At 52.8% G+C, this 23,135-nt stretch carries 25 protein-coding genes; 19 read left to right on the top strand and 6 right to left on the bottom strand.

Going from position 1 to position 23,135, the window contains the following annotated elements:
• Positions 1 to 578 (top strand): TetR/AcrR family transcriptional regulator (locus AC2FJC_RS22430; protein WP_496741806.1); only part of this gene is annotated, 578 nt, incomplete at its 5' end.
• 520 nt (positions 579 to 1,098) lie between these two features.
• Here AC2FJC_RS22430 and AC2FJC_RS22425 read toward each other — a convergent pair.
• Positions 1,099 to 1,971: a bile acid:sodium symporter family protein gene (locus AC2FJC_RS22425; protein ID WP_496741804.1), complete on the bottom strand. Its 873-nt coding sequence runs from the start codon at positions 1,969 to 1,971 to the stop codon at positions 1,099 to 1,101.
• Positions 1,972 to 2,165: 194 nt separating this feature from the next.
• Between AC2FJC_RS22425 and AC2FJC_RS22420 the strand changes: the two genes are divergently transcribed.
• The 4 genes from AC2FJC_RS22420 (at position 2,166) to AC2FJC_RS22405 (ending at position 5,445) form a co-directional block, all read left to right on the top strand.
• Entirely contained in the window at positions 2,166 to 3,176 is a 1,011-nt protein-coding gene (locus AC2FJC_RS22420; RefSeq protein WP_170686482.1) for an AraC family transcriptional regulator, read from the top strand.
• Positions 3,177 to 3,337: 161 nt separating this feature from the next.
• The gene (locus AC2FJC_RS22415; protein WP_010443191.1) at positions 3,338 to 4,204 is read left to right on the top strand and encodes a cysteine hydrolase family protein; all 867 of its coding nucleotides are present in this window, start codon (positions 3,338 to 3,340) and stop codon (positions 4,202 to 4,204) included.
• Positions 4,205 to 4,252: 48 nt separating this feature from the next.
• The gene (locus tag AC2FJC_RS22410; protein ID WP_142639615.1) at positions 4,253 to 4,738 is read left to right on the top strand and encodes a YHS domain-containing (seleno)protein; all 486 of its coding nucleotides are present in this window, start codon (positions 4,253 to 4,255) and stop codon (positions 4,736 to 4,738) included.
• A gap of 137 nt (positions 4,739 to 4,875) precedes the next feature.
• Positions 4,876 to 5,445, top strand: a complete 570-nt coding sequence (locus AC2FJC_RS22405) for a carboxymuconolactone decarboxylase family protein (protein ID WP_142639617.1) — start codon at positions 4,876 to 4,878, stop codon at positions 5,443 to 5,445.
• A gap of 19 nt (positions 5,446 to 5,464) precedes the next feature.
• Here the strand turns inward: AC2FJC_RS22405 and AC2FJC_RS22400 are convergent, their stop codons facing one another.
• Positions 5,465 to 6,430, bottom strand: coding sequence for a LysR family transcriptional regulator (locus tag AC2FJC_RS22400; RefSeq protein WP_246097326.1), 966 nt, complete (start codon positions 6,428 to 6,430; stop codon positions 5,465 to 5,467).
• An 82-nt stretch (positions 6,431 to 6,512) separates the two neighbouring features.
• Here AC2FJC_RS22400 and AC2FJC_RS22395 point away from each other — a divergent pair, with 82 nt between their 5' ends.
• From AC2FJC_RS22395 to AC2FJC_RS22385, 3 genes are read left to right on the top strand one after another with little or no spacing between them, the layout of a single operon-like run.
• Positions 6,513 to 7,139 carry a pyridoxamine 5'-phosphate oxidase family protein gene (locus tag AC2FJC_RS22395; RefSeq protein WP_281995598.1) on the top strand — a complete coding sequence of 209 codons (627 nt, stop codon included), beginning with the start codon at positions 6,513 to 6,515 and terminating at the stop codon, positions 7,137 to 7,139.
• Between the two features lie 60 nt (positions 7,140 to 7,199).
• A complete protein-coding gene (locus tag AC2FJC_RS22390; RefSeq protein WP_281995597.1) occupies positions 7,200 to 8,180 on the top strand; it encodes an alpha/beta fold hydrolase in 981 nt (326 codons plus the stop codon).
• Between the two features lie 18 nt (positions 8,181 to 8,198).
• Entirely contained in the window at positions 8,199 to 9,146 is a 948-nt protein-coding gene (locus AC2FJC_RS22385; RefSeq protein ID WP_496741801.1) for a PhzF family phenazine biosynthesis protein, read from the top strand.
• A 605-nt stretch (positions 9,147 to 9,751) separates the two neighbouring features.
• Here the strand turns inward: AC2FJC_RS22385 and AC2FJC_RS22380 are convergent.
• The 3 genes from AC2FJC_RS22380 to AC2FJC_RS22370 form a co-directional block, all read right to left on the bottom strand.
• Entirely contained in the window at positions 9,752 to 10,288 is a 537-nt protein-coding gene (locus AC2FJC_RS22380) for a hypothetical protein (RefSeq protein WP_496741799.1), read from the bottom strand.
• Positions 10,272 to 11,042 carry a hypothetical protein gene (locus AC2FJC_RS22375; protein WP_282171173.1) on the bottom strand — a complete coding sequence of 257 codons (771 nt, stop codon included), beginning with the start codon at positions 11,040 to 11,042 and terminating at the stop codon, positions 10,272 to 10,274. Before AC2FJC_RS22375 ends, AC2FJC_RS22380 begins: the two co-directional genes overlap by 17 nt.
• Positions 11,043 to 11,116: 74 nt before the next feature.
• On the bottom strand, positions 11,117 to 11,632 hold the full coding sequence (locus AC2FJC_RS22370) for a DUF805 domain-containing protein (protein ID WP_170555158.1): 516 nt from the start codon (positions 11,630 to 11,632) through the stop codon (positions 11,117 to 11,119).
• Between the two features lie 571 nt (positions 11,633 to 12,203).
• Here AC2FJC_RS22370 and AC2FJC_RS22365 point away from each other — a divergent pair.
• From AC2FJC_RS22365 to AC2FJC_RS22330, 8 genes are all read left to right on the top strand, one after another.
• Positions 12,204 to 12,503 (top strand): hypothetical protein, encoded by a 300-nt coding sequence (locus AC2FJC_RS22365; RefSeq protein WP_058282225.1) that lies wholly within the window; start codon positions 12,204 to 12,206, stop codon positions 12,501 to 12,503.
• A 202-nt stretch (positions 12,504 to 12,705) separates the two neighbouring features.
• Entirely contained in the window at positions 12,706 to 13,167 is a 462-nt protein-coding gene (locus AC2FJC_RS22360) for a hypothetical protein (RefSeq protein ID WP_282121544.1), read from the top strand.
• A gap of 55 nt (positions 13,168 to 13,222) precedes the next feature.
• Positions 13,223 to 13,837 (top strand): hypothetical protein, encoded by a 615-nt coding sequence (locus AC2FJC_RS22355; protein ID WP_282121543.1) that lies wholly within the window; start codon positions 13,223 to 13,225, stop codon positions 13,835 to 13,837.
• A gap of 53 nt (positions 13,838 to 13,890) precedes the next feature.
• The gene (locus tag AC2FJC_RS22350; protein WP_170710079.1) at positions 13,891 to 14,196 is read left to right on the top strand and encodes a hypothetical protein; all 306 of its coding nucleotides are present in this window, start codon (positions 13,891 to 13,893) and stop codon (positions 14,194 to 14,196) included.
• Between the two features lie 42 nt (positions 14,197 to 14,238).
• Entirely contained in the window at positions 14,239 to 14,412 is a 174-nt protein-coding gene (locus AC2FJC_RS22345) for a hypothetical protein (RefSeq protein ID WP_170486445.1), read from the top strand.
• A gap of 120 nt (positions 14,413 to 14,532) precedes the next feature.
• Positions 14,533 to 15,177, top strand: coding sequence for a protein-tyrosine phosphatase family protein (locus AC2FJC_RS22340; RefSeq protein WP_170710078.1), 645 nt, complete (start codon positions 14,533 to 14,535; stop codon positions 15,175 to 15,177).
• A gap of 19 nt (positions 15,178 to 15,196) precedes the next feature.
• Positions 15,197 to 16,630, top strand: a complete 1,434-nt coding sequence (locus AC2FJC_RS22335; protein ID WP_282171172.1) for a hypothetical protein — start codon at positions 15,197 to 15,199, stop codon at positions 16,628 to 16,630.
• Positions 16,620 to 17,561, top strand: coding sequence for a metallophosphoesterase family protein (locus tag AC2FJC_RS22330; protein WP_142639634.1), 942 nt, complete (start codon positions 16,620 to 16,622; stop codon positions 17,559 to 17,561). The genes AC2FJC_RS22335 and AC2FJC_RS22330 overlap by 11 nt, the downstream gene beginning before the upstream one ends.
• Here AC2FJC_RS22330 and AC2FJC_RS22325 read toward each other — a convergent pair whose 3' ends face one another.
• Entirely contained in the window at positions 17,562 to 18,320 is a 759-nt protein-coding gene (locus tag AC2FJC_RS22325; RefSeq protein ID WP_496741795.1) for a DUF4956 domain-containing protein, read from the bottom strand.
• Between the two features lie 182 nt (positions 18,321 to 18,502).
• Here AC2FJC_RS22325 and AC2FJC_RS22320 point away from each other — a divergent pair, with 182 nt between their 5' ends.
• The 3 genes from AC2FJC_RS22320 to AC2FJC_RS22310 all read left to right on the top strand — a co-directional run bounded on the left by AC2FJC_RS22320 (position 18,503) and on the right by AC2FJC_RS22310 (position 23,096).
• Complete coding sequence (locus AC2FJC_RS22320; protein ID WP_282171170.1) at positions 18,503 to 19,435, top strand: SdiA-regulated domain-containing protein; 933 nt, start codon at positions 18,503 to 18,505, stop codon at positions 19,433 to 19,435.
• Between the two features lie 219 nt (positions 19,436 to 19,654).
• The gene (locus tag AC2FJC_RS22315) at positions 19,655 to 21,199 is read left to right on the top strand and encodes a ShlB/FhaC/HecB family hemolysin secretion/activation protein (RefSeq protein ID WP_496741793.1); all 1,545 of its coding nucleotides are present in this window, start codon (positions 19,655 to 19,657) and stop codon (positions 21,197 to 21,199) included.
• Between the two features lie 1,348 nt (positions 21,200 to 22,547).
• Positions 22,548 to 23,096, top strand: coding sequence for a 2-keto-4-pentenoate hydratase (locus AC2FJC_RS22310; protein WP_282171174.1), 549 nt, complete (start codon positions 22,548 to 22,550; stop codon positions 23,094 to 23,096).
• The last annotated feature ends 39 nt before the right edge of the window (positions 23,097 to 23,135 follow it).

Raw genomic sequence — 23,135 nt, 5'->3', positions numbered from 1 at the left:
AAGAAGATCCTAGGCTGATCGCCACACGGCAGGCCGCGCTTGATGCGGCGCAAAGGATACTAGTGGATGAGGGCGTGTTGCACGTAACTCATGGCGCAGTTTCGAAGGCAACTGGCATTTCGCGCAGTACACTTTACAGGCACTGGCCAGATGCGCGCAGTCTGCGTGATGCAGCGTTCAGGCGCATCGCAACACCGCCGAACATACCACCCAAAACCGATGGCCCGCTGCGATCTGACCTGCGCTGGTTACTCGGCGTACTGATGGGAGCCTTGAATGACACACCATGGGGCCAAATCGCGCCTCAGGTGGTCGCTGCTGCGTCCTCCGACGAAGAAGCGCGGTTGGTGATCACTGAATTCATGAAAGACAGGTTCGCAAGCGTTGAAGCAGTATTTGCAGCCGCAATAGACCGCGGTGAGATCGCCACGAATGTTCCGGTTGAACAGCTTATAGAACTAGCAGTCGCGGCACCTTATTTCCGCAAGCTCATACGTCACGAAGCACTGGACGAGGATTGGTTGGATCGACATGTTGATCTGCTTTGCAGTATCGCGAAAACCAATTCGGGACAGTGACCATCGCCTGACTTTGCAATCAAAGCGACCTGCAACAGGCGCGAGATTTCGGCGGAGCAGCAGATTAGATCAAAAGCATATCCAGCTAGTTCCCAATAGCGGTTGCTCCAAAAGGTCTCGGCAAAGACTCGCAATGATCGTTCTTCGAATTTTGCAAAGTCCGCGTTCTGCGCATTTCTGTAATTCGGGCAACGCGCGGCATCGGCCAAAGTGGGCTCGATGCGGCCATTCTCCGCGGCTTGCATGTTTGGCAGGTCCAGCCCAATCCGGACACTTAATCCAAGACTTTGCAATTCCGACTTGCGGACAAAACTGACCTTGGCGTCTACACCTTCGCTGACGCAGGATCCACCGCACTGGCAGCAACAGCTCTTCCCTTCAACAGGGAAAATCGCCAAAGCGGCCGTTCCACAACGGGCTTTGGAGCTCCTTGATCGCTCTTTGACCAGACGGCGCTCTGGCATGGAAACAAAGGGGCTTGGCTCAGCGCATAACCAAAGCTAGCGAATAGGCGTCAGGATCATGAAATTGGGCTTCTTCGCGCAAGCAGGGCGAAGACAGGCAACATTGTTACGATCCAGACCACGCTATAAATTGCGGATGGTATGGCATATTCGCTTAAACCATTGGTGTTAGGCAACAGCAAAGTGGCAATTGCGATTCCCAAAGCTCCGTTTTGAACGCCGGTCTCAATTGAAATCGTCTTCGCCTCGATGTCTGTGCATCCGAGCATCCCTGAACTCATGATGCCAATAAACGTGAGTGACGCACCTACAACAAAAAGTGCGGGTCCAAGCCTAAGGTAGTTATCCGCGACCACCACCCAGTTTGAAATGACAGCGCCTCCGATGACCATCGCAAAAAGTAGCATAGAGACCTTGCTAAAGATTGGTTCGACCGCAGCTACAATTCGCGGCGCCAAGGATCGCGCGATCACCCCGGCTAGGATCGGTGAAGCTGTTAAAAAAAACATTGCTAAAGCCGTCGAAGAAATGTCGATAGCGGGCGCAGTTGCCCCCATGAACATCTGCATCGAAAACCCCAGGATGAGCGGTACGGTAACGACACAAGTCAGACTGAAGACTGCTGTAAGAGTAACGGACAAAGCGACATCCCAATTCGAAAGCTTGGTCACGATGTTACTGATCGCCCCGCCCGGACAGGCCGCTAAAATCATGATGCCAACGGCTGCCTCAGCGGAAATTCCAAAGATAAAAGTCACCATCAAAGCGATGCAAGGCAGCAAAATGATCTGGTTGAGAGCGCCGACGCAAAAGGCCCGTGGACGTCGTCCGATACGTTGAAAGTCAGCCGCTGTGAGTCCGAGGCCAAGGCAGAACATGATGACAACAACTGCGAGCGGCAGCAGCACAGATATGAAAATTTCGCCCATCTACCATGACCTCTATGGCTGCATGCTTCCGCACGCTTTCGGACGATACCGTTCAGAAAACCTGATGACGAGTGTTATCAGTTTGGCGCATTTATCCTCAAGCGCCCGAAGATCGAGGCTGTCTCTATTTATTATACCTATCACAGGGTTGGACGATCTGGCGTGAAAGAGCTTTCCAGTGCTAATCTCACTGTATGGCAAGTGTAACTTACGCATTCGCCCGCGCGATGGCCAACGCCGCCGGGATGACGCTAAACGACGATGGCGCCCTGATTTCGAATGGCGCTGTCGTGCTGCGTCTACCAGAAGCTCAAGACGGCCAATTGGCGGATGATGCGTATTTCGATCTGATCGATTGGATTCGTGCGCAACAAGCGGACGAGGCCGCGTTGGTTGAGGCCTATGCGAACGCGATTGCAACCGATGATCTCGGCGTCCTTGGCCTAGCCGTAAAGACAGCTCCGACCTTGCGGCAATCTTTGCAACGGATCGAGCGTTATTTTCGTCTCGTAACGGACACCGCAGTTTACAGACTTGATGAAACCGGCGATCCGGTCCTTTGGATTTTTGAGGGACAAACATCACATCGCGCTGCCTTGGAGCTGCGCAACGAATGCGCGCTTGCGGCCTTTGCGAGGAACATGCATCGGTTTGTGGGTGATGGGTTGTCGCTTGCATATGTCACGTTTCAGCATCCATGCAGACAAGAACCAGAGCGTTACGCCGAATATTTCGGGTGCCCGGTTCGATTTGGGAGCGCCCACAACGCCATTGCTATGCGCCCTGCTATGCTGGAAAGCGAAAATCGTCTTGGCGATCCGGGCTTGTCAGATTTCATGACGAAGCACCTGGATGAGGAGTTCAACTCTCGCGATGACGACACCTCACTGAGCCAAGCAATTGTCCACCGGCTTACACCGGCCTTGAGTAACGGCGCGCCGCAAGCAGCGCATGTCGCACAAGAGATGGGAATGAGCGAGCGCACGCTTTACCGCAGGTTGGCCGAAGAAGGGCTGACCTATCGCGACGTTCTTGGTCAGGCGCAAGTTGCACTTGCCCGTGACCTGCTCCGTGACGGTAAGGCTTCCATAGCCGAGATCGCCTTTATGACCGGGTTTTCGGAACAGAGCACGTTCAGCCGCGCCTTCAAGCGCTGGGTTGGCCAGGCTCCGGCACGATTCAGGCAGCAAGCGACCTCCGACTAGGCACACACCTCAAGACCACATGGCAGGTTCGGCCAAAACCTTGGCAGGGCGGGCCGATACCTCAATCGATGTGGTGCATAACTTCTTCTTTGTCAGATCCACCTGGGGCGCTGCCGAGTAAAGCAAACCCATTTGCCCCTCTCAGACAAAGGAAATTTGCAATGAGCAATCATGACCACAAACATGGAGCAAGCTGCGCTTGCGACGTCACGCCCGAACGCGTTGATATGGCGCGCCGGCGACTCTTGCAACAAGCCGCCGGTGCGGCCGCGGCAGGTACAACAATAGTGGCTGGCGGGCAGGCCCATGCCGCGACCGACGAAGCACGCGCCTACTATGCTGACCCGGAAAATCCAGGCCTTCCCCAAATCGACATGACCATCGAGCCGGGGCGTACTGCGCTTGTGGTGACCGACCCCCAGATTGATTTTTTGTCAGAGGACGGTGTGACGTGGGGTGTCGTTGGCGAAAGCGTGACCGAACAGGGCACGGTCGACAATATCGAACGGCTTTTCATTGCCGCCAAGGCTGCGGGGATGCCGGTCTTCATCTCGCCCCACTATTACTACCCACATGACCACAAGTGGGAGTTCGAGGGCACCCTGGAAGCCACGATGCACAGCATCGGCATGTTTGACCGCCTGGGACCGCTCAATTTGGACAACTTCGAGGGCTCAGGTGCCGACTGGATGCCGCAATACAAGAAGTACATCGAGGATGGCGAAACCATCATTTGCTCGCCACACAAGGTTTACAGCCCTGCTCAGAATGACCTGAACCTGCAATTGCGTAAACGCAAGATCGACAAGGTGATCCTCGCGGGGATGTCGGCGAACCTGTGTACGCAGGCGCATCTCTACGAGCTGCTGGAGCTGGGCTACGAAGTCGCTGTCGTTCGCGATGCCACAGCCGGGGCCAAGGTGCCTGAAGGTGACGGGTATCTCGCCGCCATCATCAACTTCCGCATGGTCGCCAACGGCGTCTGGTGGACCGACGACGCGGTTGAGCGCATTGGCCAATCGGCCTGACCCAAATCGATCTTCAAATTTGATCCTAGCATCCTGAAAGGACATATCATGACACGCATCTTTACATTTCCCACGCTTACAACAGCGTTGACTCTCGCCCTGGCGGCGGCGGCATTGGCTGACGATGAATACAACGTTTCGAACAGTCTTACCTTGACTGGGCAGCCCCTCGGCATGCATGGCGTCGATCCTGTATCGATGTTTGAAGCCGAAATACCCGAAATGGGCAACGCCACTTTTACATCGGCCCATGATGGAGTGGACTACTATTTTGCGTCGCAGGCAGCGAAAGCCACATTCGAGGCGGATCCGACGGCACATCTGCCTCAATTCGGCGGGTTCTGCGCCTTTGGCGTCTATGTAGGCAAGAAGCTTGATGGCGATGTTCGGTATGCCGATATCGTGGACGACAAGCTCTATCTCTTTGTGAATGAAGAAATCTTCAAGAAGTACCTTGAGGACAAAGAGACCGTGATCCAAGGCGCCCATGCCAAGTGGGCAGACATCCACCACACGCCTGTCGGCAGCCTTTGATCGAGGAATTTGGTGGCTTTTGCCGGTCGGAGCCACCGCTGCCTCTCCCCTCCCCAAAAGGCCGGCATTTCTCCAAGACACCCTGTCCGCAATGACAATTCGCGTGTGTCGAAAACTCTTCCCAAAGGAAACCAGACATGACTGATTTTGAGACATATACAATCGCCTCAGCCCCTGATGCCGCGAAACCAATTCTGGAAGCATCGCTGAAAGGATATGGTTTTGTACCCAACCTTTATGCGGCCATGGCCGAAGCGCCCGCAATTTTGGAAGGCTATACGACACTTTCCAGCATCTTTGGAAAGACCAGCCTGTCAGAGACTGAGCGCCAGATCATCCTTATGACTAACAACCGGTTGAACGGGTGCAAGTACTGCATGGCCGCCCATACCACTCTTTCACAGATGGCCGGTGTCCCCGAAGACGTGATCGCAGCGTTACGCGATGGCAGCCCTATCGCCGACCCCAAATTGGAAGCACTGCGCAAATTCGCCATCGTGATCAACGAAAGCCGAGGCTGGCCCAGCGACGCACAGGTCGAAGCGTTTCTGACGGCTGGTTACACACGCCGATCTATGCTGGAAGTCATCCTCGGCACAGCGTTGAAAACCCTGTCGAACTATACGAACCATGTGGCGGAAACCGCGTTGGATGATGCCTTTGTGCCAAATGCATGGATCGCCTCGGTCGCGGCAGTGGCTGAATAGCGCGACGCCCGCCCATTTGTTAATCTTGCTTTTGGACCTGTGTTTGATTCCCGACAAGAAGGGGATCTGATTTTAGACGTCCGACAGCAAAGTCAACAAAGGTGCGCACCTTCGCAGACACGGTTCGTCCCTCTTGATGCACAAGATGGATGGGGACTTCGGGTGGTTCATACGACTTTAGAACAGTCTTGAGCCGCCCATCTGCAATGTAGGGTGCGACTTGATAGGACAGAAGCCGCCCGACACCATGACCTTGCAAGGCCAACTCGATCACAGCGTCATTTGTGTTCATGCTGATGCGTGGGCTCATGCGTTTGGTGACAGTCTTTCTGCCCCGTTGAAAATGCCATTGGGCCGATGCATTCAAGGCAGTTGAATTAATGATTGCATGGCAGGATAAATCATCGGGCGTATCTGGTTCGCCATATTGGTCAAGATATTTACGGGAAGCAAACGCGACCTGCCTCACCGTACCACACCTGACAGCCATCAAACTGGAATCAGCGAGGTTGCCAATTCTGATCCCGACGTCGAGACCCTCATCAATCAGATTGACCACTCGGTCCACATAGAGCGTGCGCGCTGAGAGCTTTGGATACAGATCCAGAAATTCGCCCAAAATTGGAGTGACGAACATACGGCCAAACAGGACTGATGCAGTAACACTAATTTCCCCGGTCGGTTCGGCATAGGAACCGACAGCGGCGCGCTCGGCCTCTTCAAGGTCAGCCAGAATACGTCTGGCATCCTCAAAAAACCTTTGCCCGCTATCAGTCAGCATCACTGAGCGCGTTGTGCGTACAAAAAGACGTAGCCCGAGGCTGTCCTCAAGCATAGAAACCATTCGGGTCACTGTCGGTGGTGACATGTTGAGGTCGCGGGCCGCAGCAGCGAAACCTTTTAGTTCGGCGACCTTCACAAAGACTTTTAACGCGTGAAATCTGTCCAAGATATTATTCCATATTTTTGAATAATATATTGCCAAGTATCCAAATTCCGCAACTTGAAAGCTCCAATTAACTTCACCTCAGTCCCAGGGCATCGCCCAGGCCGAGATGGAGAATTCAATGGCACGACCCTTTGCAGAGATCAGCTTCACGCCCTCCGTTCGCGAAACGCAGGCCAAAAACGGGTCAGCTAACGGCTACGCGAAGTTTCTGGACGGCACGCGTCAGGAGGACTCAATCAGCCCGGTCGAGGCCAGGTTCATCGGGCAAAGAGACGGCTTCTATCAGGCAACAGTCTCGGAAACCGGCTGGCCCTATGTACAATTTCGCGGTGGACCAGCGGGTTTTCTGAAAGTGTTGGATGAACGGACACTTGCCTACGCCGATTTCCTCGGCAACCGGCAATATCTCAGCACTGGGAATCTGCTGGGCAATGACCGAATCTCGCTGATCCTGATGGATTATCCCAATCAGCGACGCCTCAAGATCTGGGGTCGGGCGAAACTCATTGATGCCAATGCCGATCCGGCGCTGATGCAACGCCTGAGTGAGCCGGGCTATCGCGCTCATCCTGAGCGGGCGATTGTGATCAAGCTTGAGGCGATGGACTGGAACTGCCCGCAGCACATCCCCCAACGCCTGACCCTTGAAGAATTTGAAGATTACCTCGTCCCGCTTCGCACTGAGCTGGAAGCACTGAAAGCTCGAAACGCAAGGCTCGAAGAGGCACTGGGTCAGCAAAACTGACCGATATCAAGCCCCGCGCGTTCAAGCACGCACGCCGTAACCTGAAGAAAGGAAACATCCATGTCGCGCAATCTGAAATCCGTCCTGAGCGCCAGCATTCTCGCACTTTCCATTGCTGCGCCATTTACACCGGCGCCAGCAATCGCCGCAGAGACTGGAATTGAAGCTACGCAGGCTGTCAGCTTCCGCACGGAAGAAATCGGCGACATCGCTATCGCCTATCGTGAAGCAGGAGATCCAAACAGACCTACTGTCCTGCTGCTTCACGGCTTTCCGACCTCATCACATATGTTCCGCAACCTTATCCCTGAACTGGCCAAGCACTACCACGTGATCGCACCCGATTTTCCCGGATTTGGAGCGTCGGAGATGCCAAAGGCCGAAGGCTTCGAGTATTCCTTCGCGAATATCTCCGAAATGATGACATCGCTGCTCGACCGGAAGGGAGTCGAACAATACTCGGTCTATTTGATGGACTATGGTGCCCCGGTTGGTTTCCGAATGTTTGCGGAACAGCCCGAGCGGGTAACCGGCTTCATCATTCAAAACGGGAATGCTTACGAGGAAGGGCTGCGCGAGTTCTGGGATCCAATCAAAGCCTATTGGGCCGAGCCATCGCAAGAGAACGGCGACCAGCTTCGTGGATTCCTCACTCTGGATGCAACCAAATGGCAGTTCACCCACGGCGTTAAAAAACCGGAACTGATCAGTCCCGACAATTATTGGCATGTCCAATACCTGCTCGACCGCGAAGGTAATCAAGAGGTGCAACTTGAACTCTTCCTAGACTACGGCACCAATGTTGCCGAGTACCCAAAATGGCAAGCGCTGTTTCGGAAGCATCAACCCCCGGCGCTACTGATGTGGGGTAAGAATGATCACATCTTTCCGGTCGAAGGCGCCTATCCCTATGAACGCGATCTGAATGATCTCGAGTTTCATCTGCTCGATACGGGTCACTTCGCGCTGGAAGAATATGGGCCCGAGATTGCGGCGCAAATGACCGCCTTTCTGAACCGCATCACCGCCGCCAGCAACTGACGTAAAACTGGCCGCACCATGCTCAAAGGTGCGGCCGACGCATGGAGAAAACCAATGAATACGCAAGCAAATACTGTCAGACAGGTAACGGTTGAAATCGTACACGGCTTTGTCGACGGTGGCGCCGGTGGAAATCCCGCAGGCGTCGTCCTGGATGCTGATGAATTGGGCGAACAGGATATGCAAACCGTCGCGGCAAGGGTTGGATTGTCCGAAACGGCCTTTGTGTCGCAGTCCAAGACAGAGGGCTTCAAACTGGATTTCTTCACACCGAACAGGCGCATCGCTCATTGCGGTCATGCAACAATTGCCGCCTTCTCTCACCTTGACGCGCTGGGCCGGATTCCCAATCCCAACACCTCGAAGGAGACAGTTGATGGGCCAAGGCGCATACTAATGAAAGAGGGTGCCGCCTATATGGAACAGCTGGCCCCAAAATACGCGATACCAGAGGAATGGGTGGAAAAAGGTGTAAGCATCGACGATGTACTGAACTCCCTAGGGATCAACAGACATCATCTTGATCAGGAAATACCACCGGTTTTAGTCAATACCGGTAACAGTTTCATTGTCATCGGCCTCGCTGATGCCGATGGTCTTGCCAATGTGAAACCAGATTTTGCCAAAATCACGCAAATCAGCGAACGACTGGATTTGATCGGCTACTACGTCTTCACAAGAGACCCATCGGCGACCGACCGAGACGCTACAACCCGCATGTTTGCGCCCCGATACGCGATTGAGGAAGAAGCCGCGACGGGGATGGCTGCGGGGCCCTTAGCATGTGTATTGCACGACTTTGTCGTATCATCTCAACGATCATTTCAAATCGAACAAGGGGTGTTTATGAACCCGGCGAGTCCGAGCCTGATAAAAGTCGATCTGGAAATCGACAATGGAACAATCTCCGGCCTCTTGGCAGGTGGTTTCGGCAAGGTCATGTGCTCGCGTCGAATTAGTTTCTAGCGTTGCGCTCGCGGCGAATGGCTGGCTTGGCGGGCTGCACCGCAGCAACGACGCCCATCGGGCCACGTCCGAATTGGGCCGTCCGCTGAATTTTGCAAAGTCCGGATTCCTGGGCATCGCTGACCTTAAGCAATAGCACCCGCTTATCTTGTAGCCTACAGCCGCCATCTGAGAAAACTACGGCGGAAGTCCGCATTCCGCTCTTGACGTAGATCGTTCTTGTCCACTTTGGGTTGGAAGCGGCAAACTTCAAGCTTCACGGAGGCCACGTCTATGGCATGGGACCAACCAAAATTTGCGCTGTGCGCAATTAGCTTTGAATTCTAAATTCTGTGCGTGGCTTTTGCGCCCAATGTTTTGGGCCAAAGATGCAAATCTTTAGGCGAAATGCAAAGCTTTGGGCGCACCTACAAAGATCCTGTAGGTGCGCTCATAACGCTGCATTCCCAACATTGATTTCATTGAAGAAAATCTTGGAAGATTGCCCATAACTCTGCGCGGTATTTGCGCATAACTTTGCACGATTTGCCCATAAGTGTGCGTGCCACAGAGAACCCATCGAACAAACCAGCTCCTATGGCTTATCTGCAATGCTCAAATGTAACTTATTCCCAATCGCCAGCAGACGAGCGCCACGTCTTAGCGTCCGCATCCCAAACACTGGCGGTGACGCAAGGCGTTGGGTTTATTCCGTCGCAATTGGATCCATGAATATCTGCCACCACAACACGTTGGCGCCCAAAATCAACGACCGTCCAGCCTTGATTGAGCAAGGAGTGCACCTTTTCGCTAACCCAAAAGTGCGACATGCATCCGCCAGTTCCGCAATATAGAGATGCGGCGCTTGAACACGCGAAACCAGACTCATTCAGAACCCAGTCGTGTTGAAGATCTCCGTCGAGATCGACCCTTTCAACCGCGCCCCAGGCTATGTCAAACTGACCGTTGTTGAACTCCGCGCATGCCTGCGCCGCCAGATCAACCTTTGCTCGCAAACCGGTTGGAAGTTGCGAAACGTCAGCCGCGACAACTGGTGAGGTCCAAACCAGGCCCGAACCAAGCAGGATCGCAGATACCAAACGTTTCAAGTAGCTTGCCAATTGGGAAGCCGGTTGGAAGGTGGCTTCAGTTGCATTGTTCATACCTGTAGTCCCCGTATTCCAGCCAGTTTGCCGAGCCTTCTTTAAAAATCAGAAATTCGGACCTGTCTTCCCCAAGCAGGGCGACAACAAATCCCGCCGGCGGCTCAGAGTTTCCGAAGTAACTGTAGGCTGTCATGGCTCTAATCGACTCGCCGTTGACTGTTACTCTTGCGTCCCACTCCCCCTCCGAATTGTCCGAAATTACGGGTTCGATCACGCGTTTTTTCGCTCCGCCACCACAATAGACGATGCCTTCGGGCGCTTCGTAGGAGGTCTCTTGGCTAACTTCTAAATCGCACGCAGAACGAAGGGACCGAATTGCTGCGCTGGAACCTTTCAAGTCAAAAATTCCGTAGCTGACATCTTGATCAATCATCGACAGATTAACCGATGCATTGGCCGCAAGCTGGTCCAGAACAAAACCATAGTCCGGCTGACTATTGAAACTGACCTCGACGGGATAGTTGTCGACGATCTGCACGGCAGCGTTTTCTGCGCCAACCTGAAATGCTCCAACTTCGGTGGTGCCGTTCTTCAAGAAACGAATGGAAAGCCCCTGCTTGTCCGCAATGTCCTGGCTGTCCTCGTATCCAGCCGGAGCAAAGCGAATACGGTCACACTGAAGTTCCAGCGTCATGTTTCCTGTCTGAATAAACGCATTGGGGTTGGGCCCGGAGCTGAACGACCACTCCGCTGATGCTGTGGTCGCCACTGCCATCAGTAGCATTCCAATGGAAATGGTTTTGCAGCTCATTTTTTTCTCTCCATTGAGTTACGGTTCGCACTGTCGTTCAGCAGAAGTTCCAGCCAATTGCCCGGACAGCCAGATCAGGAAACAGGTTCGCCGTATTCGTTTGCGCCTTCTTGGGAAGGTCGTGTCAGCCACCAGATCATCAGAATGGACAGAACCAATTGAAGGATTGAGACAACAACGATACCGGTCACACCCAGGACGGCCGCAGGTCCTCGCAATGCATCGGGATTTTCGGTCCCTTGCTCCAATACTGAAAAGAACGCTACCCCACCCAGCATAACAAAAAGCGTTGTAATACTGAGCGCCATCGGCAGCAGCAAGTACCAGCCAGGTCGTCCTGTATCATGCAGCCTCCGCCAACCGGCGGCCAGCATAGGTATGAGAACGGCCAGTTGGAAAACAGAGGACAGAACCCGAGATCCCTGCCCTGTTTCAGGGTTGGTCCCGAATATGATCGTATCCAGCACAGCTAAACCAGCACTCACGACAACCACAAACAAGAAGAACCACCAATATTCTGAGCGTAAAGCCCGGCCGGAGAACTGGAAGTACTTCGAGAAACACGTTTTAACGGCTTCACCAAATCCCATCTTTCAATCCTTTTTCAGTTTCTGTGCGGCCTCAGAACGCCTCGCCGAGCCAAAAGATCACATTCGCCCTTATGGACGCTCCCACTTACCTTTTTGTTTGAAAGCAGAAGCCTATCGTACGGGAGCGTAGTGAATTTTGCGCGCGGAAAAAATATTGATTTATTAAAAATTAGATTCAAACATGCGAATTCGACACAACTTTATTTTACCTCGGTTGTTGTCGTTGCTGCTCGCTGTGCCGAGCCCTTCCGACTGCTGGAGTGAGTGCTGGCGGTCGGAAGGCACTTTACAATGATTGAGCGCTGGGAGGACGCGATGCTCAGACTAAACGTACTCGCCCTATTTCCAGAATTCGCTCGAGCTTTTGCCAGTGTCGTCATTCAGCTTTCACACGTTGTTGGCGGTCTCGGTAGTCAAAGCAAAATCGCTCTGCCCGCCAAGCCCCCCGCGACAAGTTGTTGGAAAGGGAAATCACTGGGTCGAAGTATGTTCCATAGCCTGCTCTGACGTGAGAACTTCAAACAAGCCCATCCAATTTCACTAATTTCAAGGGAACCAGAGGGAGAAGAAAATGTCTAACAAGATGGTGATGATTGCAGGCACGACATGTTTCGCACTGCTTGCGGCCTGCGACGATACGAGTACATCAAGCGCGTCCGCCGAGCTCACGCCGGCTCAGCAGGCGTGTTTGCGAGATGTAGCCAACACGACGAACAATTCGCAAGTCGTGGTGCTCTCATCCGCGTTTAGCGAGGCGGGAACACAAGTCACTGTAGGCGTTGGCGAGGATCGTGCCCCTTGGAATTGCATTGCTTACAGTGATGGCGCGACAGCTGGTATCGAGTTCCTGGGCGACGAAGGCGCATTGTGAGCAGTCTGTTGCGTAACCGAAAACGGCTGCGCAGCACTGTCTCGGTCTTAGGATAGTTCGACTTGGTTTGTAGAATAACCACCATCGTATTTGCGATCCTTTACCTGTTGGCGTTGATTGCATTCTTGACAGGCACATTTGGCTGGCTGGGACAGGAACAAGACCCTTTGTCCGGGGTGTTCCTTTTGCCGTTGGGACTGCCTTGGATATTTCTAGCGGACTTGGTCTCGGAGTCAGCCAAGCCTTGGTTTGCGGCGATTGCACCGATGCTCAACCTGTTGGCGCTGGTCATGATTTGCAGATGGGCACGCAGATTGCGCCAGTAGTGGTGGCTGAACTCTTTCTCACCAAAAGGGAGGAAAACATGGGAAAAGTAATCTTGGGAATTGTGATCGGGCTCGTCCTCGGCGTGGTTGGGGCGATGACCTTGGGTGGCGGGGCCGCGGTGGGTGTCGGCGTTGCGACAGGCTTGTCCGCCGGTGTCTGCACCACATTGAAAGGAGCACAAGCCGAGAACCTGATCACCGCCGAGCAAGCGGATCAGATCCTCAACCGCGTAAATTCTGAAATGGCGTCACTGCAAGGAATTGAAACGACGGACGAGATCGTCGGCAGCGCGCAGGCATGCGATGAATTTCTGTCAAGTTTACGAGAAGCCAAGTGAGGTTCCGATTTGCACGGAACAAAACTCCAAGGATTAGCCAGCAAGGGACCATCTGATGAAACTCGATTTACTCAAACTCCTCACACCCATGTTCGCAATCGCAGGCACGGCTTCGTTTGCAATGTCTGAAGCAGACGATGCGTGTATCGATCATTTGCGACAGGTTGGAGGACCAGACGGTCAATCAGGTACGATTGAAAGCTCAGAGTTCTCAGAAGCGGGCACGCTCGTCATGTTACGTGACGCAGGCGGAACACTTTGGCGTTGCATCGCGTACAAGGATGGAAGCATCGGCGAGATGTCGGTTGTCGAAGCGATGGATGATGGCGGTGGAGCCATGGCAGGCGCCGCCGGGTCTACTGGTAGCCAACGCGTCAAATTTGATTCTGGTTCCACTGGCGCAGAACTCGTTGGTGAACTCGCGCCCGGAGCGTCTCAGCAGTATGCTCTAGGTGCTAAAAATGAACAGTTCCTTTACGTTCGCGTTGCTCCGCGAAATGGCTCCTTGGACTACGTTATTCGCAACCCCGATGGATCTGAACTGTTGGGATTGATGTCGGCGGACAAGGAGTATCGAGGACAGCTTTGGCAATCCGGTGATCATGTTGTGGAGGTTATCAATCGCAGCAACTCTTCTGTCGACTACAACGTCATTTTCGGAATTGAATAGGTGATCAATCAGAAACCCTGGAACGCAAGTCCAAAAAAGCGAGGGAAAAACAGATGAAACCCAAGGTCCTATTGGTGATCGGCACAATGTGCATTTCGGCGCTTGCAGCATGTGATGAGAGTAGCGGTTCGGTGGATGCAAGTGCATCAACTGTTGGCAGTTCTAGCGATCTTTCGTCATTTGAAGGGGCAAGAGCGGGCCAAGCTGAAATGGGTATTCAAAGTCTCGGGTTTGAACTCATCCGAAGCGAAGGGCTGACCTCGTACTGGTTTAACAAGGATACTGGTGCATGTGCTCGGATCACGACATCTGACGGAAGGTACTCAGATGTAGCTATGCTGCCATCAGGTGACTGCTGACACATTTTCATCTAGCTAACATCTGCATAAGGGAGCTCTAGTTTGCATTTCGACCTGGCACATGCGGCGGTCATCATTGCCGCTCTAGTTATCACAAACCTGGCAATGAAATCGGCCGGCGTGATCAACGAAGAAAACAAACACCAATTGAACTGGAAAGTTTTTCTGGCCTACTTCGTGGTCGTCTTTATCATCAATCTGGTGTGGCCGATTTAAAGCTTCACGGCAGAAAGATTATCGTCCACTCGATATAGCTGCCGAGAATGAGCCTCTCCAACAGACCACCAAGTGTGAAGCGTGTGAGAATATGGCGCGTGAGAAAAGAAAGGAACTGACATGCGGTTTTTGACGTCCCTCATATTCATTGGTGTTCTCGCAACCGCTGCGAATTCCGACGTAACAAGCCGAAACGGCGGTCCAAGCAACAGTCAAATGCTATCAAAGGGCGGCGATGGAGGTGTTGATGGCGTCGCTTTCTTTCGACCCGTATTGAGCGGAGTGTTGTATCGCTCCGGTTTCAAAGGCGGCGACAAGGGGCGAACGGGCCTGAGTGAAGGACAACGCGAAGCTTTGTGTGATGAGGGGTTTTCAACCGGGTTTTATGCGGACTTCGGCAAAAACACTGAATACGGTCGCACCAGTTGCGGAAACGGATCCTTTGACTATCAAGGCGCCAGATCCTCCCGACCCGATGCTGTCATGGCGTCCATACACGAGGTGATTAAAAACCCTGGAAAGGGTCCTGTCCTGGTGCACTGCATGTGGGGCGTTCATTCCTCGGGTGCATTGTCGGCAATGGCGCTCGTTCAGTTTTGCGGTTGGACGGAGAAAAGGGCCAAGGAATATTGGAATGATGCCCGAAACGGGGCCCCATGTTCAGGCGGATGCGACCAGTGGATTGATTCAAAGTTCTCCAACTTCAGCGTCGACCCCAAATTGAAGATCTCCACCGAACAACAGGCAGCGATTTGCCCTAAATGATTTTGGGAGGACTATCCAAATGAAGTTCAATCTTCTGTGGTCACTTGCTCTCATTGCGCCCACTGTCTTGTGGGCGAACGACGATGTTATCGGTGAAGCCACGACATTTGATAGTCCCAACGGCGTTACTGAACGCTGTATTCGGATCGAAAAAGTTCCAACGGGCGAGTATAAGAAAAGCGATCTTGAGGAAGAAACTACCTATTGCGAGATCGATTTCTATGCCTCCGAAATTGCTATTTGTCCTAAAACCTGGAGCACCAGTCCAGGAATGGCCGTCTACGATATTTCGGAAGGACCCTACGTGGGGAACCGTTCTGAATTCGAGAGAAACGCTTGCAAAGAGGGGAAGGCAGCAAAAGATCTGGCCAAGGACAGGGTGGCCAAATTCAAATCCACCATGAACCAAAAGGGCACCAGTGGAACCTTTTCCACCTCGTCGCTGCTTTACTATCATTTCTCCCGATATTTCGACACGACTGTCAAAGTTCCTGTCGCCGTTTGGCGCAGCATGGACGCCCAGGCGCATTTTTCAGAGGTCGCAGAGCCTGGCCTTGCGATTTCTGGTGGCTCTCGCGGCGGGCGCATGAACCATGAAGGCTGGCGGGTCTTTGCAGCTGCGGACGCTGACCCGAACTCATACCAACCAACCGACGATCTGTTCACCGCAGATCGAACGCAAATATACGGTGTGCTGCTTGATAGCCCTGGGCATCGATACGGCTCGGAAATCAACGGCACCCGTAAATCTGGTTGGGGGAAAGGTCAGAACCGCGATTTTCAGGAAACGCCCGCTTTCTTAGCTTTGCGGTCTTCAAAACCATTGTCAGAGGCAATCGCAGAGGGCGTCAGAGAAGGTCGAAGAGACCGGATGATCAACAAGGATCTCGGCCCCGATGTCAGCGACCAACAGATGGCATTTTGGATGCAAGAACTTACCGAGATTGTTCTCCTAGATTTCATCTTTAGCCAGCAGGACCGCGTAGGAAACATAGACTTCACACCCTATTGGTATTGGGTCGAAGACGGAGACCTGAAGCATAGGAAGGCCAAGCACCATCAGCCAAACGATGGAGACGTTCCCGCCGACGCATTATTGATCCGTCGCAGCAATCTAAACGACAACGATGCTGGTGGGCGGGTTGAGTATGCCAACTTCGCGAAATCTACTCAAATGCTAGAGAAAATGCGGCATTTCTCTCCAAGCACATACCGACGCTTGGTTGCGCTGAATAGTGAGCTTCAAACTCAAGGCCCGGTTTATAACTGGCTGTCGCAAAGCCTTGGGCTGTCAGACAGTCAGATTGCACAAGTCGTCAAAAATACCGCGCTGGCAACGTCCATCCTCCAGAGCAATTGTTCAAATGGTGAATTGATATTCGATTTGGATCCCGCCGCATTTTTTCTGACAAGCGACGCCGAGCAAGAGGCCTTAGACTGTAGTGACCCGTAACCTTTCTACCCTTTTTGCGGCGTGCATTTGGACAGCTCTGCTAGCCTGCAAGGCCGCGGCATTGGATGTCATCGTCATATCGGATCTGAACGGAAGCTACGGTTCGGTAAAATACGATGCCCGCGTCGACAAGGCGATTGAGCGGATAGTCGAGATTGATCCAGATCTGGTTATTTCGACCGGAGATATGGTTGCGGGACAGCGCATTCCCAACTTGTCCGACAAACAGGTCAGGGAAATGTGGAAAGCGTTTCATGAGGCGGTATCAGATCCTTTAACGGCTGCCGGCATTCCGTTTGCGGTCACGCCGGGAAACCATGACGCCTCCGCTTACCGAGGGTTCGAGCGTGAAAGAAAAATATACGCAGAGGAATGGACGCCGAGAAAGCCAGACGTCGACTTCCTGGTTTCAGATGACTACCCGTTCTTCTACGCATTTGAGATGCAAGGCATTACGTTTGCGTCTCTGGATGCTACGACCCTAGGGCCGCTGTCCGGCGATCAGCAGGACCGACTTGTGGAACTGGGTACAAGTGGAGACCCGATTGTCACTTTCAGTCACCTCCCACTTTGGCCCTTCGCGATCAAGCGTGAACGCGAAATCATCGGTGACCCAACACTTGAAAAAATCTATTTGGAAAGCGGTGTGGTTCTGCATCTGTCAGGCCACCATCATGCCTTCTATCCGGGTTGGAAAGATGGTGTTACTTACGTCTCCCAAGCTTGTTTGGGAGGTGGCCCGCGACGGCTTATCGGATCAAAAGCCAGATCACCTCACAGCTTCACTCATGTTACGTTCCAGCCAAACGGAAAATTTGGGATAGCAGTATATCGAGGACCTGACTTCGAAAGGTCGGTAAATTTCAAGTCGCTTCCGGAAGAGATCAGATCCCCGAATGCAGTGTTGAAACGTTTGGACCTTGTGAAATGACTAGAGGTTGAGTTTCAGCTCAACTTTATCAGGGACCAGATCGTTTATCATCTCTTCTATCCGGGCTTCTGAAAGCCCTCCCGAGGTGATGAAAAGCAATGAGACGCGAGACTTTCCGGGGACGTGGTGTTTTCTGACCAGCTTCCAGCCAGCGTCTGCGGCCATGGCTTCAATGTCCCCGCTGACTTTCAATGAGTGCTCTTCGTTTGAAGCCTTGAGCGAAATTTCCACGCCCTTGTTTCGCCCACCGAGCCAAATGAAACACCAACATACAACCGCCACCAGTGCGGCCATCAAGGGTAAGCCCAGCCCTACCGCCAGCCCAAGCACGGTGACTATAATCATTTCCACCGTGTCGACCGGGTCATCCATATTTGATCGGAACCTTAACAGAGCTCCTATTCCAAAAATCACGAACCCGATCATCGATCCGTGCTGTACGACCAGAAACCCAACCGCCATGCCGACAAGCGCATAAAGGAAGAACAGTCGCGGCATGACGATATCGCTGACACTTCTACGGGCTTTACGTCTCACCGGATGATAGACGATCAAGCCAGCCAGAATGATCGTGACGATCACATCGAGAGTAAAGAAATACAGTTCCTGTTTGCCACGAAACTGCGTCCACTGGCGTTCGATGAGAAATTCCGATTCCGAAGCCCCGGCCAGCATCGTCGCAGGGTCGACTTGTGACACCGCAGCACCTGGCAACAGCAGCATCAACAACACGGTCACAAATGTGAGGGTCGTATTCAACTTGTCTTCCTTCCTGCTCACGCCAAAGGCTTACGCTTCACCAAAGGCACATCGTGCCCTATTCAATTCAATCGCAACAGGCGGGATCAGGTAAAGAGATTACCGTGCATTCTTCGGACATCGCGTCCGGACTGTGATACGAACGCTGATACAAGGATATGGTCCAAGCGCGAGAAAATTGAATGGCAGAAAACAAAGTGTTTCCGTCAAAACCTACAATTTCACGGTGTTTCTGCAAACTTAGACGACTCGCTTTTACGGCCAGCTTGGTTGCGGCAGCCTTCTTGCCTTGGACCGATTTTGCCTACGCCGAAAGTGCTGGTTTGGTTCTGGTCGATAAATTCAAGGTGGCAGACAAATCAGAGGGATTTTCAGAGCCTTCCGGTTTGGCAATGTCTAACACTGAAGGCTTCTTGTGGTCTGTAAGTGATGCCGAACCTAAACTGCACCTACTCGGAGTCGACGGGGTATTAGGAAACTCTTTCAAGTTGCCAGCATTGGCAGGATCAGATTTGGAGGGTGTTGCACCTCGAAAAGATGGGTCTGTTTTGGTGCTTCAAGAAACTGACCGATCAATCCTAGTCGTTCACCCAACTGACCCCATTCAACTGACGACAATACCTCTCGCATCTCTTAAAGGTTACCCGACCGCCGCTGAATTACTCGTCGGCAACCCTTTGAATAAGGGACCCGAAGGTATCGCCGTTGACCCGGAATCCGGGCGGGTCTTCGTTGGCATTGAGGGACAACCAAGGTTGTTAATGGTGTTATCGCCAGAGCTAGACGAAATTATTGAGATCATTCCTTTAGCCCGCGATGCAGGTTTTATCTCCGAGCGTGTAGATGATGATGAACTGGATTTGAGCGGCCTGGTATGGTCCCGGTCCTCGCGTTCTCTTTGGATTGTGAGTGACAAAGGCCGTCAGATCTTCATCTACAATCCAGAATCCAAGTCCGTAAAGTCTATCAGTTTGACGTTCACAGAAGATGGAAAACAAAAAGAAGTTAAACATCCCGAAGGGATCGCTCTCGATGAGATCAGAGGGCTTCTCTATATCCTGACAGATGATGCCAAGAAATCGCGGCTTTATGTTTTTGAGCAACCGGAGTTGTGAGGACTGTCCTACTAGTTCTCTACTCTGCGTGGTTGAAAAGCGGGGTTGTGTAAATGAGTGCCGTCTTATGTGCAGCATATTAAGTAAATCTGCGCTCTGTTCGATATGTTTCTAAAAAACATCACCCATCAATATATTCGAATAGCGTCAGGTTCACACATGCGAACCATGTAATAACGTTGGGCTTCAACATGCTCAGTCACCTTAAGGTTATCGATAATGCCCGTATCCAATTCGGTTGTAATTGCGATCATTTGCACTTTAGTGGCCTTTGTTGCAGTTCCAAAATACAGCATTGCCCAAACCTGGGACATCGCATCACAGCACTCTGTCAGCGGCGTAACGGTATATGATACGAATGAGCTGTTAACGTTTGCCGGTCAGTTGGCTTTTGATCGGTCAGGGCGCATCATAGCAGTGGATGTCGCATCAACGATCACGCAGATCTACCGAGAAGACGGTTACTTCTTGGCTGAGGCCTGGCCCGGCCCCGATGGACAGAGCATAATTGTTGATGAAGGGCGCATTCAAACCATCGAAATTGAAGGTGTAGATACGCGCACGTTCCAAACCCTAGAGAAGATTTTTCAGCCCCTCACCACCTCCTATCCCATAACGCTGAAACGATTTGAGCGGGCGGTTATGCTAGCCGAGGACATACCTGACTTGGAGTTGTCGACCGAACTTGATTACCCGGATCAGGCTGGTGCTCGGCTGAGAGTATTGGGAGAGCCACTGCGAAAACAAGCCGGTAGTGCGACACTCGACAACCCTCCGCGTGAGCTTGGAGACGCGCTAAGCTTCTATGTCGTGCAAGAGTTTTATTCAACGCTGACCGTCGGGGATATGCTGCGATTTGAGGGATCAGGCAATTACAATTGGGACAAAGACGATGAGCACTCTTTATGGGGCGCTCTTACCTATCGCACGCCGCTGAACAGCAATGGTCTGTACGGTGAGATCTTCTACGGGAACATAAACGCAAAACGTGACCTCTCAGGGGACTTTGCGAGAACAGATATTGACGGCGAGAACTTCACAGTCGCGATGGGTTACCCCGTGATCCGCGATGTGGCCCGTTATGGATATCTTCTGCTGGACTATCGCCTTTCAAAAGCGGATTCAGTCAGTGGTGGCGTTCCACTATCCAGTGACGCGAGTGTCGTTGGCCTTACATATCTTTACGGGCAAAACTATCCAAAGGGACAAGCTCTGGAAGCGGGGCTAACCTTATCTTTTGGTGACAATGACAACGACACGACAGACGCGAATTTTGATGACGGGGACTCTTCGTTCTGGCATTTGAGGGGCGGCATCGGATATGAAAGCCCCCTACCGGGCTTATCGCCCAACACAGCTTGGCGGACAGAGATCTGGGGTCAGTACACAACAGACCGGTTACCCTCTGTCGAAGAGTACTTCCTTGGTGATCGTTATGCGTTGCGTGGATACCGCTTTGACGAAGTGGATGGTGATTCAGGGATCTCAGCAATCTTCGAAGTATCTCACTCCTATTTCCCAAGCTCGCAGAGCGTAAATCGTCTGACGCCCTTCGCTTTTTTCGACGTTGGTTACATCTCGAATAATGATCCCGCCAGTTTCGAAGTGGGAAGTGCAACACTGGCATCGACCGGGTTGGGGCTGGACATCGAGTTTAAGCGAAACTTATTCCTATCCGGATACGTTGGCGTCCCTTTGAGAGACGGTCCTCTGACCGACTCGGGCGACCCAGGCGCGTATCTTGCTCTGACAACAAGTTGGTGAGGATGTTATGAAACTGAACAGAATTGCGTTACTTACAACAGCTTGTTTGATTGCAGAACTGGCCGCTACACAGGTCGTTGCCGGCGGAAATCACTACGGGTGGTGCCGTGGCGTGGGGAATCCTCACCAGTCAAGCCAAGGATGCGGGCAGGCCGGTGGGCAAGGAACAGGTAATCAAATTACCGGCCCAACTCAGCCGGTAGCAAATCAGTTGCCGCCTAAGGGAACCCAGCAAACGCCCACATCCGTTACTGTTCCAGTCCTTGCGCCGGGCGCGGTTCCGAACGCAATTCCCGGTCAGGTTCCTATCGCGACACCAATAGCGGTTCCTGGTCAGGTTCCCACGCCGGTAGTAGCGCCGACCCTAACTCCGCCTCTGGCACCAAACGCCACACCAAACCGGGTTCCGACAGCTGTTCCAAATCAGGTTCCGCCATTGGCTACTGGTCCTACCGCGGTGCCGCCGCAAGTTCCGACTGCAACTCCCAATCAAGTTCCGATAGCTATCCCTGGCCAGGTTCCGCCTCAACCTACCGGCCCAACAGCGGTGCCGCCACTTGTGCCCACCGCAACACCAAACCAGATTCCGGTCGCAGTGCCCGGCCGTGTTCCGCAACCCAGCGGTACTACAGCGACACCACCGCTTGTTCCAACCGCAATCCCCAATCAGGTTCCCACGGCGGTTCCTGGCCAGGTTCCACAGTTGACACCAAAACCTACGGCAACTCACGTGGCAGTCCCAGGACATCCGAAACCACAAGGCGTCGTGACAATCATGCGCCCTAAGCCGAGGCCGACGACCGGTACTGTCCAGCGACCTGGCACAACACAAGTGTCCCACCATTTAACCCACCAAAGCAATGCGAAGAAACACGATCACGTCGCAGCAACACCTGGGCGGCATGATCCGCACGACCTACCGAGATTCCGCAACGCGGCGGCCAAGGAAGACTGGGAATGCGTTGCCAGCGGATTTGGACAGCGCCGTTATGATGCTGGGCGAGGCGTGTTGCTGAACAACGGAGCGTTGCGGCACCTCGGAAACGTGGACGCAATGGCACGCGATGTACCGGCACGACATCCAAAACACTCTGGCTGCATTATTTCGGTCAAACGAAAGCAGCAGTAGCGCCAGGCACATCTTGAAGCCTTAGAGGAATTCTTCCGAGTGGGAAGCTGGTTTCCAACCAAGGTTAAGTTGAAGAATAGACATCAACCGAAGGTGTCATCTCTCAGAAGGTTAATGAGGCATATCCACACTTTCATTGCAAGCCTTTGAGTTTCCGACGATGGCCCTTCAAAACCTCGCTTGCATCGCAATCCAGCCGTCGGAGCGTATAATACGAATATGACAAGAGATATTGAATCTAACGCTCAGACAATTGCTGATGCCCTGACCTCTGCCCAGCAGATACCTAAACTGTCTTCAGAGGCAGGACAGCTATCGCTGGATGACGCTTATTCGATTGCTAGTCGTGTCCGCGAGATTCTGGACAAAGAAAGAGTTGGCAGAAAAGTCGGCTTCACGAACCGCACGATTTGGCCTGTTTACGGTGTGGATCAACCCATTTGGGGAGAGGTCCACGCAGATGGGCTGTTTTCGACTGATCAGCCGGTAAACTTGGCAAGGTATTCAGAACCGAGAATCGAGCCAGAAATCGTACTGGGCCTTAAACATGCACCAACAGCTGAAATGAACAATGAGCAGTTGGCAGGTTGCGTGGAGTGGGTCGCTCCAGGATTTGAAATTGTGCAATCGATTTATCCCGACTGGAAATTCTCGGTCGAAGATTCAATCGCAGCACAAGGATTGCACGGCTGCCTTGTTCTTGGCGACAAAATCGCGGCGACGCATGATGTCTTGCCGGCTTCCAGGAATTCCTTGGACCAGCTGTAGTAGAGGCTCTGCGCGATGCCTTCACGGCGGCAGAGCTCT

It is taken from the genome of Ruegeria sp. CDSB117, assembly GCF_059611005.1.
This window is presented reverse-complemented; position numbering and strand designations above follow the sequence as displayed.